A 15,670-nucleotide genomic window follows, 5' to 3' on the forward strand; every position below is an offset into this window, starting at 1 on the left:
ACGATGGGACGGCACCCCCGATCCCTCTCTGCCTCCCGCACCCTTTGAAAGGTCTCTCCGCCATGCCCTTGGCCCTGCTCGCTCTCGCCGTAGGAGCCTTCGGAATCGGCACGACCGAGTTCGTCATCATGGGTCTCCTCCCCGAGGTCGCGGCCGACCTCGGCATCTCGATCCCCGCCGCCGGTCACCTCGTGTCGGCGTACGCGCTGGGTGTCGTCATCGGCGCCCCGCTGCTCGCCGCCGTCACGGCCCGGCTGCCCCGGCGCAAGGTCCTGATCGGGCTGATGGTCCTCTTCGTCGCCGGCAACGCGCTGTCCGCCCTCGCCCCCGACGAGCACTGGCTGCTCGCCGCCCGCTTCCTCAGCGGTCTGCCGCACGGCGCCTTCTTCGGCGTCGGCGCGGTCGTCGCGACCGGCCTCGTGGCGCCGGAGCGCAAGGCCCGCTCGGTCTCGCTGATGTTCCTGGGCCTGACGATCGCCAACGTCGCCGGTGTCCCGGCCGCGACCCTCGTGGGCCAGCACTTCGGCTGGCGGATCACCTTCCTCGGCGTGAGCACGATCGGCCTGGCCGCCATCGCCTCCCTGGCCCTGCTGCTGCCGGCCGACCGGGCGGAGAGCCGCTCCTCCTCCGGCCTGCGCGGTGAACTGGGCGCCCTGCGCTCGCTCCCCGTCTGGCTCGCCCTCGGCACGACCGTCGCCGGCTTCGGCGCGCTCTTCTCCGCCTACAGCTACATCACGCCGATGCTCACGGACTCCGCCGGGTACGCCGAGACCAGCGTGACCCTGCTGCTCGCGCTGTTCGGCGTGGGCGCCACCATCGGCAACCTGGCCGGCGGCCGCCTCGCCGACCACTCCCTCCGGGGCACCCTCTTCGGCGGCCTGGGTTCACTGATCCTGGTCCTGGCCCTGTTCCCGGTCCTCATGTCCGCCCAGTGGAGCGCCGCCCTGGCCGTCCTCCTCCTCGGCGTCGCAGCCTTCGCCACCGGCTCCCCCCTCCAGCTGATGGTCATGGAGAAGGCCGCCGCGGCCCCCTCGTTGGCCTCCTCCGCCAACCAGGCCGCCTTCAACCTCGCCAACGCCGGCGGCGCCTGGATCGGCGGCCTCACCCTCTCCGCCGGCCTCGGCGCCACGGCCCCGGCGACCATGGGCGCGGCCCTGGCGGTGATCGGCCTGACGGTCGCGGGCATCGCCTACACGGTGGACAACCGCCGCGCCACCACCCCCACACCGCACCGCGGCCGCGTGGTGGCCTCGCACGTGCCGGGGGAGTCGGAGACGGTACGGGTCTGAGGCGGCAGACGCCGGCTCCTCAGAAGGCGCGCGGAACGCGCGCCTTCTGAGGAGCGCGGGGAACTGCGCGAGCAACCCCAACCCACCCGCACCCGCCAACGAACCGACCCCCTCCGAGCTGTCAGGCGCCGAAGGGGGTCGAAGGGGGTCGAAGGGGCGCAGCCCCTGGGGGATGGGACGGGTAGGGGCGGCGGGGGCGAAAACCCACCACCTACGCCCGCTCGCGCCACCGATTCGTAATAGGCAGCCGCCGGTCCTTCCCGAACCCCTTCGGCGAGATCTTCGTCCCCGGCGGGTACTGCCGCCGCTTGTACTCGGCGGTGTCGACCATCCGCAGCGTCTTGACGACCAGCTCCCGGTCGAACCCGGCGGCGACGATCGCGTCGGCGCCCTGGTCGCGGTCGACGTACAGCTCCAGGATCGCGTCCAGGACCGGGTAGTCCGGGAGGGAGTCCGTGTCGACCTGCCCGGGACGGAGCTCCGCGCTCGGCGGCTTGGAGATGGAGTTCTCCGGGATCGGCGGGGTCTGACCCCGCTCGGCCGCCGCCCGGTTGCGCCACTCGGCGAGGCGGAAGATCGACGTCTTGTACACGTCCTTGATGGGCCCGTACGCGCCCACCGAGTCGCCGTACAGCGTCGAGTACCCCACCGCCAGCTCCGACTTGTTGCCGGGAGCCAGCACGATGTGGCCCTCCTGGTTGGAGATCGCCATCAGCAGCGTGCCGCGCAGCCGGGACTGGAGGTTCTCCTCGGCCAGGCCCGTCAGCTCGGTCGACGACATGTAGGCATCGAACATCGGCGCGATCGAGATCGTGCGGAAGTTCAGGCCCGTCCGGCGCGCCAGCTCCGCCGCGTCGCCCTTGGAGTGGTCCGACGAGTACTTGGACGGCATGGACACGCCGTACACGTTCTGCGCGCCCAGCGCGTCGCACGCGAGCGCCGCGACGAGCGCCGAGTCGATACCGCCCGACAGGCCGATCAGCACCGACGTGAAGCCGTTCTTCGCGGCGTACGCCCGCAGGCCGACCACCAGCGCCGAGTACACCTCCTCGTCGTCGTCGAGGCGCTCCGCGTACCCGCCGGTCAGCTCCGGCTCGTACGCGGGCAGCGGCTCCTCGGAGATGACCAGCCGGTCGATGCGCAGGCCGTCGTCCACGACACCGGTGACCGGCTCGGCGGCGCCCGCCGGGAGGTCCAGGTCCAGGACCACGCACCCCTCCGCGAACTGCGGCGCCCGCGCGACCACTTCACCGTCCCGGTCGACCACGATCGAGTCGCCGTCGAAGACCAGCTCGTCCTGGCCGCCGATCATCGCCAGATAGGCGGTCGTGCAGCCGGCCTCCTGGGCGCGCTTGCGGACCAGCTCCAGGCGGGTGTCGTCCTTGTCGCGCTCGTACGGCGAGGCGTTGATGGAGAGCAGCAGCCCGGCCCCGGCGGACCGGGCCGCCGGGACACGGCCGCCCTCCTGCCAGAGGTCCTCGCAGATGGCCAGGGCGATGTCGACGCCGTGCAGCCGTACGACGGGCATGGTGTCGCCGGGCACGAAGTAGCGGAACTCGTCGAACACGCCGTAGTTGGGGAGGTGGTGCTTGGCGTAGGTGAGCGCCACCTCGCCCCGGTACAGCACCGCCCCGGCGTTCCGCGGGGCGCCCGCCGGCTGGCCGTACTTCGGGGCGGCGGACTCGGAGCGGTCGAGGTAGCCGACGATCACCGGCAGCTCCCCGAAGCCCTCGTCGGCGAGCCGCGCGGCCAGCACCCTCAGCGCGGAGCGCGAGGCCTCCACGAAGGACCCGCGCAGCGCCAGGTCCTCGACGGGATACCCGGTCAGCACCATCTCGGGGAACGCCACCAGATGCGCTCCCTGCTCGGCGGAGTGCCGGGTCCAGCGGACCACCGCCTCGGCGTTCGCGGCGATGTCGCCGACCGTCGAGTCGATCTGATTCAAAGCGAGACGAAGTTGAGGCACGGGGCCCAGTGTAATCGTCAATGCGACGCAATGGGGTGTGGGGCGCCCCACGTTCGCACGCCCCACACCCCGCGCGTGCTCCCTAACGGCGGTACGACTCCACGTAACCCTTCGTGGGCGACCCCACCCCGGTCACGTCGTCGTACCCGCGCACGGCGTGCAGCGAGCTGTCGGCGCCCAGGGTGCGTACGGAGGTGGCGAGCCCGTCGCCCGGGTCGTGGCCGTTGACGAAGTCCACGCGGGCGACCGCGAGCCCGGCACCGGCGCCCGTCGGGTCGTCGGTCACGTCATGGAACACCGTCGGCCCGTACGCGGAGAACGACGAGGCCGCGTACCGGGCGTAGATCGCCGGGTTCGCGAACCCCAGCGGACGCCCGCCGTGCGCCTCCTGGGCCAGCGCCTGCACGCCCGCGACGACCGGCGCGGCGAGCGAGGTGCCGCCGATCCGGTACTCGCCGTACGCCTGTCCGCCCTCGGGCAGGGTCTGCGTCTGCCCGATCAGGAACCCGGTGTTCGGGTCGGCGACGGCCGAGATGTCCGGCACCGTACGCATCGGCGCGGCCCCGTTCGCCGTCGCGAGCGCCTTCGGCACCACACCCCGCTGGTAGAAGGGCTGCGGAACGGTCCGGCTGGTCCCGCCGCCCGCGCCGGAGGTGAAGGCGCCCGGGAAGTCCGTCCAGCTCGTGCCGTCGTCCGACAGGTTCGCCTTCAAGGTCCCCCAGCCGGTCTCCCACAGGTACGAGTCGCCCTTGCCGACCGCCAGCGACGTACCGCCGACCGCCGTCACCCACGCCGAGTTCGCCGGGGTGTCCACCTGCTTGGTCCCCGTGTTCGCGACCTCGTCGCCGTCGTCCCCTGAGGAGAAGTAGAAGCCGATGCCCTCGACCGCGCCCAGCTGGAACACCTGGTCGTAGGCGGCGGCCAGGTCGGGGGTCTGGTTGGCCTCGATGTCGCCCCAGGAGTTGGAGACGATGTCGGCGAGACGGCCGTCGACGATCTTCCCGAGCGAGTCCAGGAGATCGTCGTCGTGGCAGGACGCGGCGCCGACGTACGTGATGTCCGCGGCCGGCGCGACCGCGTGCACGGCCTCGACGTCGAGGGTCTCCTCGCCGTACCAGCCGGACGCCGAGCACGCCTCCGTCGCCGTGTAGTCCTTCGGCAGCACCTGCCGCAACTGCCCGCCCCGGTAGGCCGCGTCACCGTGCCCCTTCGCGTACGTGGCCGCGTCGGACGCGATCGTCGGCGAGGCGTACGCGTCCGTGATCGCGACCCGCACCCCCTTGCCCGTACGGCTCCCGGCCCCGTACGCCGCCCGCAGCTGCTTGCCCGTGTACCCCTTCACCGCGTACGGGATCTTCGTGCCGTACGCGGTGGGCAGCGTGCTCGCGGTCTTCGAGCCGTAGTACGAGGAGAAGGGCCCGGCGTTGCGGAACACCGTGTCCGGAGGCGGCAGTCGGTCGTCGTGGGTGGCCCGGTGGGGTGCCGTGTCCAGGCCGGTCACGGTCAGGACCGCCCCGTTCAGGCCGGCGGGCGCGGAGGCCGTCGTCGCCGGGGCGCGGTAAGTGTGGCCGCTCTTGCGGTAGTTGTGCAGCTGGGTGCCGAACGCCCGCTCGGCGTCCGCTACTTCACCGGTCACGGAGACGTAGCGCCGGTTCGTGCCGGTGACGGTCAGCCCGGCGCCCTTCAGCCACTTCCGCACGGCCGCCACCTGCGCCGCCGTCGCCCCGAAGCGCGCCTGGGTCTGTCCGGCGCTCAGGAACTTCCCGTACGACGTGGACGCCGGGTCGGACACGGCCTTGGCGTACGCCGCGAGCCCCGTCGCGTCCCGGCCCGCCAGATAGACGCGCGCGGAGACCTTGGAACTGTCGGACGCGGCCCCCGCGTCGGCCTTCGCCGTGGCCCACGCGGGTCTGGTGCCCCGCAGTGTGTCCCGGCCGGGGTCGGTCGAGGCGTGGGCCACGGGTGTGCCGAGCACGAGTGCGCCGGCGGCGAGCAGCGCGGCGCACGCGGCCCCTCTGGGCCTCATGGATCTCATGGGATGAACCCCCTGGAATGCGGTTCGTCGCGAGTGGATCACTCAGTCGTGGTCACTCTCGCGACGAACCGTTCATGCCAGGGAATGCGGACGGACAGGGCTGCGCCAAGAACTGTCCAAGCGCGCGTATGGAAACGTATGGAAGCCCCAAGGGCCGTACGCGTAAAGGAAATACCGGGTCACCGCGGCGCGGCGCCCCGCTCCTTCAACATGCCCGTCATCAAGGAGATCTCGGACTCCTGGGCGTTGACCATGCCTTGGGCGAGCTTCTTCTCCACGCCGACCGTGCACTTGGAGACACAGCCCTCCGCCATGTGGATGCCGCCCTTGTGGTGGTCGGTCATCAGCTGGAGGAAGAAGATCTCGGCCTGCTTGCCGTTGAGCTTGCCGAGCTTCTCCATCTCGGCATTGGTCGCCATGCCCGGCATCAGCGAGCCGTCCTCGCCGGAGGCCATGTCGCCCATGCCCATCCAGGCCATCGGCTTGTCCGACGACACCTTCGGCAGGTCCCACAGATCGAGCCAGCCGATCATCATGCCGCGCTGGTTGGCCTGCGTCTGCGCGATGTCGTACGCGAGCCGCCGGACCTCCTCGTCGTCCGTCCGGTCGCGCACGATGTACGACATCTCGACGGCCTGCTGGTGGTGGACGGCCATGTCCCGGGCGAACCCCGCGTCGGCGGAGTCGGCGGCGGGGGCCTTCAGCCCGGACTCGTCGCCGTCGGCGACCGCGTACGTGATCGCCCCGGCCGCGACGAGCGCCGCCGCGGCCCCGGAGGCGATCCAACCGATGTGCTTCATGCTTCCCACTGTGCCAGTGTCCGGCGTCGTCAGGAGACGCCGTTGGTGCAGGCGGCACCCGGCTCGGGCGTCTGCTTGCCCTGGACGTACGTCTCGAAGAACTTGTCGACGTTCGCGTCGGTCGCGCTCGTCACCGTGCGCTGGGCGCCCCAGGCGCTGAGCATGATCGGGTCCTTCTGGTCGTCGACCGGGCTCATCAGCGTGTACGGGGTCTTCTTGACCTTCTCCGCGAGCGCCTTGACGTCGGCGTCGGAGGCCTTGCTGTTGTACGTCACCCACACCGCGCCGTGCTCCAGCGAGTGCACGGCGTTCTCGTTCTTGATCGCCTTGTCGTAGACGTCGCCGTTGCAGTTCTGCCAGACCGGGTTGTGGTCGCCGCCCACCGGGGGCTCCATCGGGTACTTCACGGTCTTGGTGACGTGGTTCTGCGTGAGCTTGGTGCTCCAGGTCTTGACGCCGTCCGCCCCGGTCTCCCACTTGCCCTTCGTCTTGGAGTCGCTCGCCACGCTGTCGCTGCCGTTGTCGTCGGCCTGCGAGCGGATCAGGACCGTCCCGCCCACGACGAGGCCGGCGACTATCAGCACGCTGGCGCCGATCGTGAGGATCCGGTTCCGGCGCTCGCGGGAGCGCTCGGCACGGCGCATCGCCTCGATGCGCGCCTTGCGCTCGGCGCTGCTGTTGGTCTTGGCGGCCATGGGGTGTGTCCTTAGTGGGGGATGGGCTGGAAAGGTCAGCTGGGGCGGTCGGATCGACTGATCGTAATTTGATCCGCTCCCTCTCGTAAACGAGGGATCCCGCCTCCCATGCTGCCCCCTGGGCCCCGTGGCCCGCCCCCGGAACGGGCCGGGCGTTACGGATATCGGCCCGAGCAGGCAAGATGGGCGGCAGAGCGGTTGAGCGGCGGAGCGAGAGGTACTCCCGCGGAGTGGGAGGTACACCTGGTGTACGCCGGGCGTTCGACTGGAGGTCGGTTTGCCGATCAAGGTGCGCAACGCGCGTGAAATGGTGTTGTGGTGGGATGCTCAGGTGCCCGACCGCCTCCCGTCGCTCGGGAGCAAGGCGGCCTGACCAGCAAGGAATGGGTGGAAGCGGAAGATGGACAAGCAGCAGGAGTTCGTGCTCCGTACGTTGGAGGAGCGCGACATCCGTTTCGTACGCCTGTGGTTCACGGACGTGCTGGGCTTCCTGAAGTCCGTCGCCGTGGCCCCCGCCGAGCTGGAACAGGCGTTTGACGAGGGCATCGGCTTCGACGGCTCGGCCATCGAGGGCTTCGCCCGTGTGTACGAGTCCGACATGATCGCCAAGCCGGACCCGTCGACCTTCCAGGTTCTGCCGTGGCGTGCGGAGGCCCCTGGCACGGCCCGGATGTTCTGCGACATCCTCATGCCGGACGGCTCCCCGTCCTTCGCGGACCCGAGGTATGTGCTGAAGCGGGCCCTGGCCAAGGCCTCCGACCTGGGCTTCACCTTCTACACCCACCCCGAGATCGAGTTCTTCCTCCTGAAGGACAAGCCGACGGACGGCTCCCGCCCGACCCCGGCCGACAACTCGGGTTACTTCGACCACACCCCCCAGAACGTCGGCATGGACTTCCGCCGCCAGGCGATCACCATGCTGGAGTCCATGGGCATCTCGGTCGAGTTCTCCCACCACGAGGGCGCCCCCGGCCAGCAGGAGATCGACCTCCGCTACGCCGACGCGCTCTCCACGGCGGACAACATCATGACGTTCCGCCTGGTCATGAAGCAGGTGGCGCTGGAGCAGGGCGTCCAGGCGACCTTCATGCCGAAGCCGTTCAGCGAGCACCCGGGCAGCGGAATGCACACGCACCTGTCGCTCTTCGAGGGCGACCGGAACGCGTTCTACGAGTCCGGCGCGGAGTACCAGCTCTCCAAGGTCGGCCGCTCCTTCATCGCGGGCCTGCTGAAGCACGCGGCCGAGATCGCCGCCGTGACCAACCAGTGGGTCAACTCCTACAAGCGCATCTGGGGCGGCTCCGAGCGCACGGCGGGTGCGGGCGGCGAGGCCCCGTCCTACATCTGCTGGGGTCACAACAACCGCTCCGCCCTGGTCCGCGTCCCCATGTACAAGCCCGGCAAGACGGGCTCGGCCCGGGTCGAGGTCCGCTCCCTGGACTCCGGCGCCAACCCCTACCTCGCCTACGCCATGCTCCTGGCCGCCGGCCTCAAGGGCATCGAGGAGGGCTACGAGCTCCCGCCGGGCGCCGAGGACGACGTCTGGGCCCTCTCCGACGCGGAGCGCCGCGCGATGGGCATCGAGCCCCTCCCCCAGAACCTGGGCGAGGCCCTGTCCCTCATGGAGCGCAGCGACCTCGTCGCCGAAACCCTCGGCGAACACGTCTTCGACTTCTTCCTGCGCAACAAGCGCCAGGAGTGGGAGGAGTACCGCTCCGAGGTGACCGCCTTCGAGCTGCGGAAGAACCTGCCGGTGCTGTAGGGCCGTGCGGCGGCCGTACAGCATGAAGGGGAGCCCCGGCCTCGGGGCTCCCCTTCCTCTTGCCGGTGGGAGACGGCATCATGATCTCCATGAACGCATCCCGACGAAAGGCCCATGCCGCGTAAGCGGCCCGGCGCGTTGCGTGCCGCACAGCGGCGACTCGGTGGAGACCGCCCCCGGAGCCGGGACAGGCCACCGGAGAGCCGTATCCACGGCCTCTCGGCCCGTACCAGTGCCGCCGTACACCGCTACGAGGCGGTCTCGACCGACTACGACGTCTTCCTCGGCGTGACCGCCTACGCCCTGCGGCGCTACCGAGCCTTCGTGGCGACGCCGGGACGCCGGCCGCGCTACCCGTTCCTGGACGACTGCGGATGCCGCGCCTGTGCCCTCAGGGACATCAGACACGTCCGCGACATGCTCGACTCGGTCCTGCGGCACCTTCCCCCACGGCCCCGCGCCGAACTGGGCCGCCTGGTCGCGGCCCTCGACGTCCTCTATCTGGAACGCACTCTGCCGGACCCGTTCGTCGACACCCGCCGGGTGTGGCGGCCCGGCGACTGGTGGTACCGCCGCCTCGAAGGCTGCCGGTACGCGGCGACCGGGACCGTCTGACGTGCTACCACCGCCCGCCCTGCTCACCGGTCCGGGCCGGGCGGCTCACCGCGATGTGTGGAGGCCGTCCAGGGCCGGGGGCAGCGGGTAGACGCGCTCGGAGGGGAACAGCCGCTGGGCCTTCGCCGCCTGGCCGGACCGCATCAGGGCGGCGGCCTTGCGGACCTGAGGGGTGAGGTCCGTCAGGCCGACGGTCCACTCGTTGGTGAAGGTGCGGATCAGGTGGCGGCCGATGCCAACCTGGATGCTGTAGTGGTTCAGCGCGGCCCCCCGTGGCGAGCGCTCCGGGTCCCACTGGACATGGACGGCGGCCCCGGCCACGGCCGCCGGGTCCGCCGCCGTCGGCACGGCCCGCGCCAGTGCCTCCTCCCAGCCCTCGCGGGTGATCCGCACCGCGAGCACCCGCTCCTGGCCGGACTTGCGGGCCCAGTTGCTGCGGTGCATCAGCCACAGGAACGACGGCTTGATCCACGTCATCCGCCGGAACGAGAACGGCTCGACGAAACGGCCGGCCCGCAGTGCCGCGTCGGCGATCGCGGGCGCGTACGCCTGGTAGAGCACGATCGTGCGAGCGTCGAAGTCCGCGCGGATCTCGTACTGGGAAGCCATGCACGGCACCCTGCCGGACGCCGCACGGGAGCCGCGAGCGAATTCCCTGCCGGGCTACTGCCGCTCGGCCAGGTCCGCCAGCACCTGGTGCAGCGGCTCCGTGACCCGGCGTCGGTACTCCTGGACCGACCAGCCGTTGCCGTCCGGGTCCTTGAAGTACATGAAGGTGGCGCCGTCGTCGGGGGCGTACTGGACGGGTTCGGAGACGTCGAGGCCCCGTTCGAGGAGTTCGGCGTGGGCGGCCTTGATGTCGGCGACGCAGAGCTGGAGGCCCTGGTAGGTGCCGGGGGCCGGTTTGGGGCCCTGGGCCATGTCCCAGATGGCGTCGCCGAGGGCGATGGAACAGCCGGAGCCCGGGGGAGTCAGCTGGACGATCCGCATGCCCGGCATGACCTCCTGGTCGATGTCGACATGGAAGCCGACCTTGTCCCGGTAGAAATCCCGGGCCCGGTCGATGTCGCTCACCGGCAGCGGAATCACTTCGAGGGTGTACTGCATCCCTGGTCCTCCAAGTCGCCTTTGACGGGAGTGCCTGAGCGCGGACGCGCGGCGGTCGTTCGTCAGCCGAACCGCCACCGCGTCTGGCTGAAAGGCTCCCCCTTACCGAAGCCGAAAACCGTGCCGGGCGCCACCGCGAACACGAAAGCCCGTCCCGCGCCGTGCTGAAAACACTCGTCCTGTACCTCGAAGTGCCAGAAACTGCCGTACTTGGCCTCCCACGCGGCGGCCAGCTCCCGCAGCCGTCCGTCGTCGGTCACGCGTACGGCCTCGCCCTCCACCACCAGGTCGTAGCCCTCGTCCCAGCGGTTCGTGCCGGTCGTCAGCACGACGTGCGGGTTCTCCGCGAGATTCCTCGCCTTCCGCTCCTCCGGGCCGGTGCAGAAGTGCAGCGCCCCCTGCGACCACACCGCCGGCAACGGCGTCACATGCGGCCTCCCGTCCGGCCGGACCGTCGAGATCCAGAACAGCTCGGCCCCGGACAGCCGGGCTTCGGCCTCCGGCCAGGGGACCGCGGCGGCGGTGGGGTCGCTGTAGCGGGGGTCGAGACGGGTCTGCGGGGTGCTGGTGTCCGACATGGGGTGTCACTTCCTGTCACCGGGGGCCTGTCGTCGTCACAGGGGGGACTCCGCGGGGCTCGCGAACTCATCTCACAGGGGGGCGGAGTGTTCCGCGACACGACACGACACGGCACAATGCGACACGACGCGATGCGACGCGATGCGACACCACGCGTTGTCACGGGGTCTGCGCCGGACCCAGGAACCGGGCCAGCACCGCCACCCCGACCGGCAGCGCGACCACGTAGCCGACGAGGAGCGCGATGCCCTGGTCGGCCGCCGGGGGAAGGACCCAGCTCGTCGCCGCGGCACCGAGAAGGCTCACCACGACCAACGTCGACAGGGCGGCGGTGACGGCCAGCCGACGCGGCGGGCGCCCCGCGTGGTACAGCTCGGCCGCGGGCCCGACCGCGGCGAAGCTCGTCGTGAGCGCGGCGAGATGCGGGGAGGGCTGCCACCCGATCAGCCACCCCACCAGCGCGACGACCCCGTACAGGGCGAGACCGGCGAGCTCCAGCAGCACGGTGGAGACCACCGGCTCCGACGCCGGCACCGCCGCCCACGAGGGGCGCCGCGCCGAGTCGTTCCCGCCGCCTTCGCCGCCCTCTCCCGCACCCTCTTCTCCGGCCACATCGGCAGAGTAGTCGTGAACACGGCAAACGTGGGCCGCCGGGGCGGCGGTCCCCGGCCGACCGGCGCTTCTCCCGGGCACTGCGGTTAGGCTCAAGCCCGTACGACCTTGATCGACGCAGTCGGGCGATCGGGTGAGCGGACGAGCGGGCTTGATCCGACGGGAGGCCTGGGATGACGGCGCCGGGGCGCAGGAGCAGCACGTTCTCGCGACTGCTGCGGCACGGTTTCACCGATCCGAGCGCCGCCGAGCGCCTGCTGGAGAGCGAGGAGCTGTCGGCCGTACGGAACGACCCGGTGCTGCTGGACGCGCTGGGGGCGACCGCCGACCCGAACCTCGCGCTGCTGGGCCTCGTACGGCTGCTGGAGGCGCAGCCGGACCGTACGGCCCGGCGGGCGGTGCTGGACACGCTGATAGCGGCCAAGCCGCTGCGGGACCGGCTGCTGGGGGTGCTCGGCGCGTCCGCCGCGCTCGGCGACCATCTGGCCCGGCACGCGCAGGACTGGCGGGCGCTCGTCACGTATGAGGCGCAGGACCTGCATCCGGGCGTCGAGGAGTTCGAGCGGGGGCTCGCGGAAGCCACCGACCCCGTCTCGCTCCGCGTCGCCTATCGCCGCTGTCTGCTGTCCATCGCCGCCCGTGACGTCTGCGGGACGACCGATGTCGCCCAGGCCGCCGCCGAGTTGGCCGACCTCGCCACCGCCACGCTGCGCGCCGCCCTCGCGATCGCCCGCGCCGCCGCGCCGGACGACGCGGCGCTGTGCCGGCTCGCGGTGATCGCGATGGGCAAGTGCGGCGGCCATGAGCTGAACTACGTCTCCGACGTCGACGTCATCTTCGTCGGGGAGACGGCGGACGGGGCCGACGAGCAGAAGGCGATCCGGGCGGCCACCCGGCTCGCGTCGCACATGATGCGGATCTGCTCTGAGACGACCGTCGAGGGCAGCATCTGGCCCGTCGACGCGAACCTCCGGCCGGAGGGGCGCAACGGCCCGCTCGTGCGCACCCTGAGCAGCCATCTCGCCTACTACCAACGCTGGGCGAAGACCTGGGAGTTCCAGGCACTGCTGAAGGCCCGGCCGGTCGCGGGGGACCTCGCGCTGGGCGAGGAGTACGTCGCCGCGCTCGAACCGCTCGTCTGGAAGGCGGCCGAGCGGGAGAACTTCGTGCCCGACGTGCAGCGCATGCGGCGACGGGTGATCGAGACGATCCCGGCCGCCGAGGTCGACCGGCAGCTCAAACTCGGTCCGGGCGGGTTGCGGGACGTCGAGTTCGCCGTGCAGATGCTCCAGCTGGTGCACGGGCGCGGCGACGCCTCACTGCGCAGCGGGACCACGCTCGACGCGCTGGGCGCGCTGGCCGCCGGCGGATACGTCGGGCGGACGGACGCGGCCCAGCTCGACGCCGCGTACCGCTTCCTGCGGTCCATGGAACACCGCATCCAGCTCTACCGGCTGCGCCGCACCCACCTCGTCCCCGAGGACGAGAACGACCTGCGGCGCATCGGCCGTTCGCTCGGCCTGCGCACCGACCCGGTCGCCGAGCTGAACCGCGAGTGGCGGCGCCACGCGGCCGTCGTACGCCGGCTGCACGAGAAGCTCTTCTACCGCCCGCTGCTCGACGCCGTCGCCCAACTCGCCCCCGGTGAGACCAGGTTGAGCGCCGACGCGGCCCGCGAACGCCTTGTCGCCCTCGGCTACGCCGACCCGGCCGCCGCCCTCCGCCACCTGGAGGCCCTCGCCTCCGGGGTCTCCCGCAAGGCGGCCATCCAACGCACGCTGCTGCCCGTCCTGTTGGGCTGGTTCGCGGACTCCGCCGACCCCGACGCGGGCCTGCTCAACTTCCGCAAGGTCTCGGACGCCCTCGGCCGAACCCCCTGGTATCTACGGCTGTTGCGCGACGAGGGCGCCGCCGCCGAGAACCTCGCCCGGGTCCTGTCCGCCGGGCGGCTCGCCCCCGACCTCCTCATGCGCGCCCCCGAGGCCGTCTCCCTCCTCGGCGACGGAGACGGCGTCGCCGGTGGCGCCGGCGGGCTCGAACCCCGTGAACGCGCCCATCTGGAACAGGAGATCCTCTCCGCCGTCGGCCGCGCCGACGGCGCCCAGCAGGCCGTCACGGCGGCGCGCGGTGTGCGGCGGCGCGAACTCTTCCGTACGGCCGCGATGGACATCGTCGGCTCCTACGGCACCGAGGCGTCCCCCGCCGCCGCCGACCAGGGCACCCTCGTCGACCTCGTCGGCGGCGCGGTCTCGGACTTCACGGCCGCGACCCTCGCGGGCACGCTCCGGGCCGTGGTCCGCGAACGCTGGGGCGACACCCTCCCCACCCGCTTCGCCGTCATCGGCATGGGCCGCTTCGGGGGCCATGAACTGGGCTACGGCTCCGACGCCGACGTCCTGTTCGTTCACGAGGCGAGGGAGGGCGTCGAGGAGCAGGAGGCGTCCCGCGCCGCGAACGCGGTCGTCTCCGAGATGCGCCGCCTGCTCCAGCTCCCGAGCGCCGACCCGCCCCTCATCGTCGACGCGGACCTCCGCCCCGAGGGCAAGTCGGGGCCCGTCGTAAGGACGTTGAAGTCGTACGAGGCCTACTACCGCCGCTGGTCCCTCGGTTGGGAGTCACAGGCCCTGCTGCGTGCCGAACCCGTCGCCGGGGACGAGGAGTTGGGCCGCCGCTTCATCGACCTCATCGATCCGCTCCGCTACCCGGCGGCCGGCCTCGGCGACGACGCCGTACGCGAGATCCGGCGCCTGAAGGCCCGTATGGAGTCGGAGCGGATGCCGCGCGGCGCCGACCCGACCCTCCACACCAAGCTCGGGAGGGGCGGCCTGTCGGACGTGGAGTGGACCGTCCAGCTCTTCCAACTCCGCCACGGCCACGGTGTGCCGGGTCTGCGCACGACCCGCACCCGCGCGGCCCTGGCCGCCGCCCACGCGGCCGGCCTGGTGAGCGCCGAGGACGCGGCCGTACTGGACGAGGCCTGGGTGCTGGCCACCCGCGTACGCAACGCCGTGATGCTCGTCCGCGGCCGGGCCGGCGACACCTTCCCCTCCGACGGCCGCGAACTCGCCGCCGTGGGACGGTACTTGGGGTACGGCCCCGGACACGTCGGCGACATGCTCGACGACTACCGCCGGATCACCCGGCGGGCCCGGGGCGTGGTGGACGAGCTGTTCTACGGGGGCTGACGTCTCGGGGGCGGGGCGCCCCGGCTTCACGACGACCGGACAATCGGCCGATCGGCCACCGGCGCGACGGCCGGACCGGCCGGCCCGAGCCGCCCCCGGGTCCGGCTCGCCGACCCTCCGCGCCCCGGGGTCCGGCCCGCCGAGCCCCCGCGCCGCCGAGTCAGCGCCACCCCCGCCAGCACCACCACCATCCCCACGATCACCCGGGGCCCCACCCGCTCGTCGAGGAACAGCGCCCCCAGCGCGACCGACACCACCGGCAGCAGATAGCCGACCGTCGCCGCGCTCGTCGCGCCCTCGTCCTCGATCAGACGGTAGTTGAGGTAGAAGGTCACCCCGGTGCCGAAGATCCCGAGGACGGTGACCGCGACGAGGGCGGTCGCGTCCACCCCGGCCGTGCCCGGGTTCCCGGCGGGCAGCGCGAGTGCCGTCCACCCCGTCGCCGTCAGGAGCTGCGCGGCGGAGACGGCGAGCGGGGCGTCGCGGCCCGTCAGATGGCGGCCCATGTACGCGAAGGCCATCGCGTAGCTGACGGCCGCCCCGAGCAGGGCGAGCGCGCCGCCGGTCATCAGCCCCGTCCGCTGCCAGGGCGCGAAGATCAGCAGGACTCCGGCGAAGCCGAGCAGCAGGCCGGTGAGGCGGGCGGGGGAGAGGGGGCGGTCGGTGCCGAGGAGGAGGCCGAGAAGCAGGGCCCACAGCGGTGTCGTCGCGTTGAGGACGCCCGCCGTGCCCGAGTCGACGGTCTGCTCGCCGATGCTGAACAAAGCGAACGGCAGGGCGTTGCAGAAGAAGGCCGCCACCAGCAGATGGCCCCAGACCCGGCGGTCGCGCGGCAGCCGCTGACGCGCGGCGAGGGCCAGCGCCAGCAGCACCCCGGCGCCCAGCGCGCACCGCGTGACCGTGATCTGGAGCGGGGACAGACCGTGGTTGAGGGCGAGCTTGATCCAGAGGAAGCCGGAGCCCCAGAGCAGGGCGAGCACGGCCATGCGGAGGGTGGACGCGAGAGGCATGGGAGGCATGGGTGG

The 15,670-nt window shown here is 71.8% G+C and carries 13 protein-coding genes; 4 read left to right on the forward strand and 9 right to left on the reverse strand.

The annotated features are described in order from the left end of the window. The first annotated feature begins 62 nt into the window (after positions 1 to 62). A complete protein-coding gene (locus tag ABT147_RS24525) occupies positions 63 to 1,289 on the forward strand; it encodes an MFS transporter (RefSeq protein ID WP_351409623.1) in 1,227 nt (408 codons plus the stop codon). Between the two features lie 211 nt (positions 1,290 to 1,500). On the opposite strand, the gene ABT147_RS24530 is transcribed toward ABT147_RS24525, so the two are convergent. The 4 genes from ABT147_RS24530 to ABT147_RS24545 form a co-directional block, all read right to left on the reverse strand. Then, positions 1,501 to 3,255, reverse strand: a complete 1,755-nt coding sequence (locus ABT147_RS24530) for an NAD+ synthase (RefSeq protein WP_351409625.1) — start codon at positions 3,253 to 3,255, stop codon at positions 1,501 to 1,503. An 82-nt stretch (positions 3,256 to 3,337) separates the two neighbouring features. Beyond that, complete coding sequence (locus ABT147_RS24535; protein WP_351409627.1) at positions 3,338 to 5,290, reverse strand: S53 family peptidase; 1,953 nt, start codon at positions 5,288 to 5,290, stop codon at positions 3,338 to 3,340. Positions 5,291 to 5,469: 179 nt separating this feature from the next. Further along, complete coding sequence (locus ABT147_RS24540) at positions 5,470 to 6,090, reverse strand: DUF305 domain-containing protein (RefSeq protein WP_351409629.1); 621 nt, start codon at positions 6,088 to 6,090, stop codon at positions 5,470 to 5,472. A gap of 29 nt (positions 6,091 to 6,119) precedes the next feature. Further along, positions 6,120 to 6,785 carry a thioredoxin-like domain-containing protein gene (locus ABT147_RS24545; protein ID WP_351409631.1) on the reverse strand — a complete coding sequence of 222 codons (666 nt, stop codon included), beginning with the start codon at positions 6,783 to 6,785 and terminating at the stop codon, positions 6,120 to 6,122. A 400-nt stretch (positions 6,786 to 7,185) separates the two neighbouring features. Between ABT147_RS24545 and glnA2 the strand changes: the two genes are divergently transcribed. After that, positions 7,186 to 8,547: a gamma-glutamylpolyamine synthetase GlnA2 gene (glnA2, locus tag ABT147_RS24550; protein ID WP_152168250.1), complete on the forward strand. Its 1,362-nt coding sequence runs from the start codon at positions 7,186 to 7,188 to the stop codon at positions 8,545 to 8,547. 114 nt (positions 8,548 to 8,661) lie between these two features. Then, positions 8,662 to 9,162 carry a hypothetical protein gene (locus ABT147_RS24555; RefSeq protein WP_351409633.1) on the forward strand — a complete coding sequence of 167 codons (501 nt, stop codon included), beginning with the start codon at positions 8,662 to 8,664 and terminating at the stop codon, positions 9,160 to 9,162. Between the two features lie 45 nt (positions 9,163 to 9,207). Here the strand turns inward: ABT147_RS24555 and ABT147_RS24560 are convergent, their stop codons facing one another. The 4 genes from ABT147_RS24560 to ABT147_RS24575 form a co-directional block, all read right to left on the reverse strand. Then, a complete protein-coding gene (locus tag ABT147_RS24560) occupies positions 9,208 to 9,771 on the reverse strand; it encodes a DUF4291 domain-containing protein (RefSeq protein ID WP_351409635.1) in 564 nt (187 codons plus the stop codon). 54 nt (positions 9,772 to 9,825) lie between these two features. Then, positions 9,826 to 10,269, reverse strand: a complete 444-nt coding sequence (locus ABT147_RS24565; RefSeq protein ID WP_351409637.1) for a VOC family protein — start codon at positions 10,267 to 10,269, stop codon at positions 9,826 to 9,828. Between the two features lie 62 nt (positions 10,270 to 10,331). Continuing rightward, the gene (locus ABT147_RS24570; RefSeq protein WP_351409640.1) at positions 10,332 to 10,847 is read right to left on the reverse strand and encodes a pyridoxamine 5'-phosphate oxidase family protein; all 516 of its coding nucleotides are present in this window, start codon (positions 10,845 to 10,847) and stop codon (positions 10,332 to 10,334) included. Positions 10,848 to 11,007: 160 nt separating this feature from the next. After that, positions 11,008 to 11,460, reverse strand: a complete 453-nt coding sequence (locus ABT147_RS24575) for a hypothetical protein (RefSeq protein WP_351409642.1) — start codon at positions 11,458 to 11,460, stop codon at positions 11,008 to 11,010. A 173-nt stretch (positions 11,461 to 11,633) separates the two neighbouring features. Here ABT147_RS24575 and ABT147_RS24580 point away from each other — a divergent pair, with 173 nt between their 5' ends. Beyond that, on the forward strand, positions 11,634 to 14,645 hold the full coding sequence (locus tag ABT147_RS24580; RefSeq protein ID WP_351409644.1) for a bifunctional [glutamine synthetase] adenylyltransferase/[glutamine synthetase]-adenylyl-L-tyrosine phosphorylase: 3,012 nt from the start codon (positions 11,634 to 11,636) through the stop codon (positions 14,643 to 14,645). A 26-nt stretch (positions 14,646 to 14,671) separates the two neighbouring features. On the opposite strand, the gene ABT147_RS24585 is transcribed toward ABT147_RS24580, so the two are convergent. Then, complete coding sequence (locus ABT147_RS24585) at positions 14,672 to 15,655, reverse strand: DMT family transporter (protein ID WP_351409647.1); 984 nt, start codon at positions 15,653 to 15,655, stop codon at positions 14,672 to 14,674. Between the last annotated feature and the right edge of the window lie 15 nt (positions 15,656 to 15,670).

It is taken from the genome of Streptomyces sp. NPDC001868, assembly GCF_040297125.1.
Lineage (GTDB): Bacteria > Actinomycetota > Actinomycetes > Streptomycetales > Streptomycetaceae > Streptomyces.

Bases quoted from the DNA above. Each gene is read 5' to 3' on its own strand.
- ABT147_RS24535 (WP_351409627.1), bottom strand. From the start codon at position 5,290: ATGAGATCCATGAGGCCCAGAGGGGCCGCGTGCGCCGCGCTGCTCGCC.
- ABT147_RS24565 (WP_351409637.1), bottom strand. From the start codon at position 10,269: ATGCAGTACACCCTCGAAGTGATTCCGCTGCCGGTGAGCGACATCGAC.
- ABT147_RS24570 (WP_351409640.1), bottom strand. From the start codon at position 10,847: ATGTCGGACACCAGCACCCCGCAGACCCGTCTCGACCCCCGCTACAGC.
- ABT147_RS24525 (WP_351409623.1), top strand. From the start codon at position 63: ATGCCCTTGGCCCTGCTCGCTCTCGCCGTAGGAGCCTTCGGAATCGGC.
- ABT147_RS24585 (WP_351409647.1), bottom strand. From the start codon at position 15,655: ATGCCTCTCGCGTCCACCCTCCGCATGGCCGTGCTCGCCCTGCTCTGG.
- ABT147_RS24540 (WP_351409629.1), bottom strand. From the start codon at position 6,090: ATGAAGCACATCGGTTGGATCGCCTCCGGGGCCGCGGCGGCGCTCGTC.
- ABT147_RS24580 (WP_351409644.1), top strand. From the start codon at position 11,634: ATGACGGCGCCGGGGCGCAGGAGCAGCACGTTCTCGCGACTGCTGCGG.
- glnA2 (WP_152168250.1), top strand. From the start codon at position 7,186: ATGGACAAGCAGCAGGAGTTCGTGCTCCGTACGTTGGAGGAGCGCGAC.
- ABT147_RS24545 (WP_351409631.1), bottom strand. From the start codon at position 6,785: ATGGCCGCCAAGACCAACAGCAGCGCCGAGCGCAAGGCGCGCATCGAG.
- ABT147_RS24560 (WP_351409635.1), bottom strand. From the start codon at position 9,771: ATGGCTTCCCAGTACGAGATCCGCGCGGACTTCGACGCTCGCACGATC.
- ABT147_RS24555 (WP_351409633.1), top strand. From the start codon at position 8,662: ATGCCGCGTAAGCGGCCCGGCGCGTTGCGTGCCGCACAGCGGCGACTC.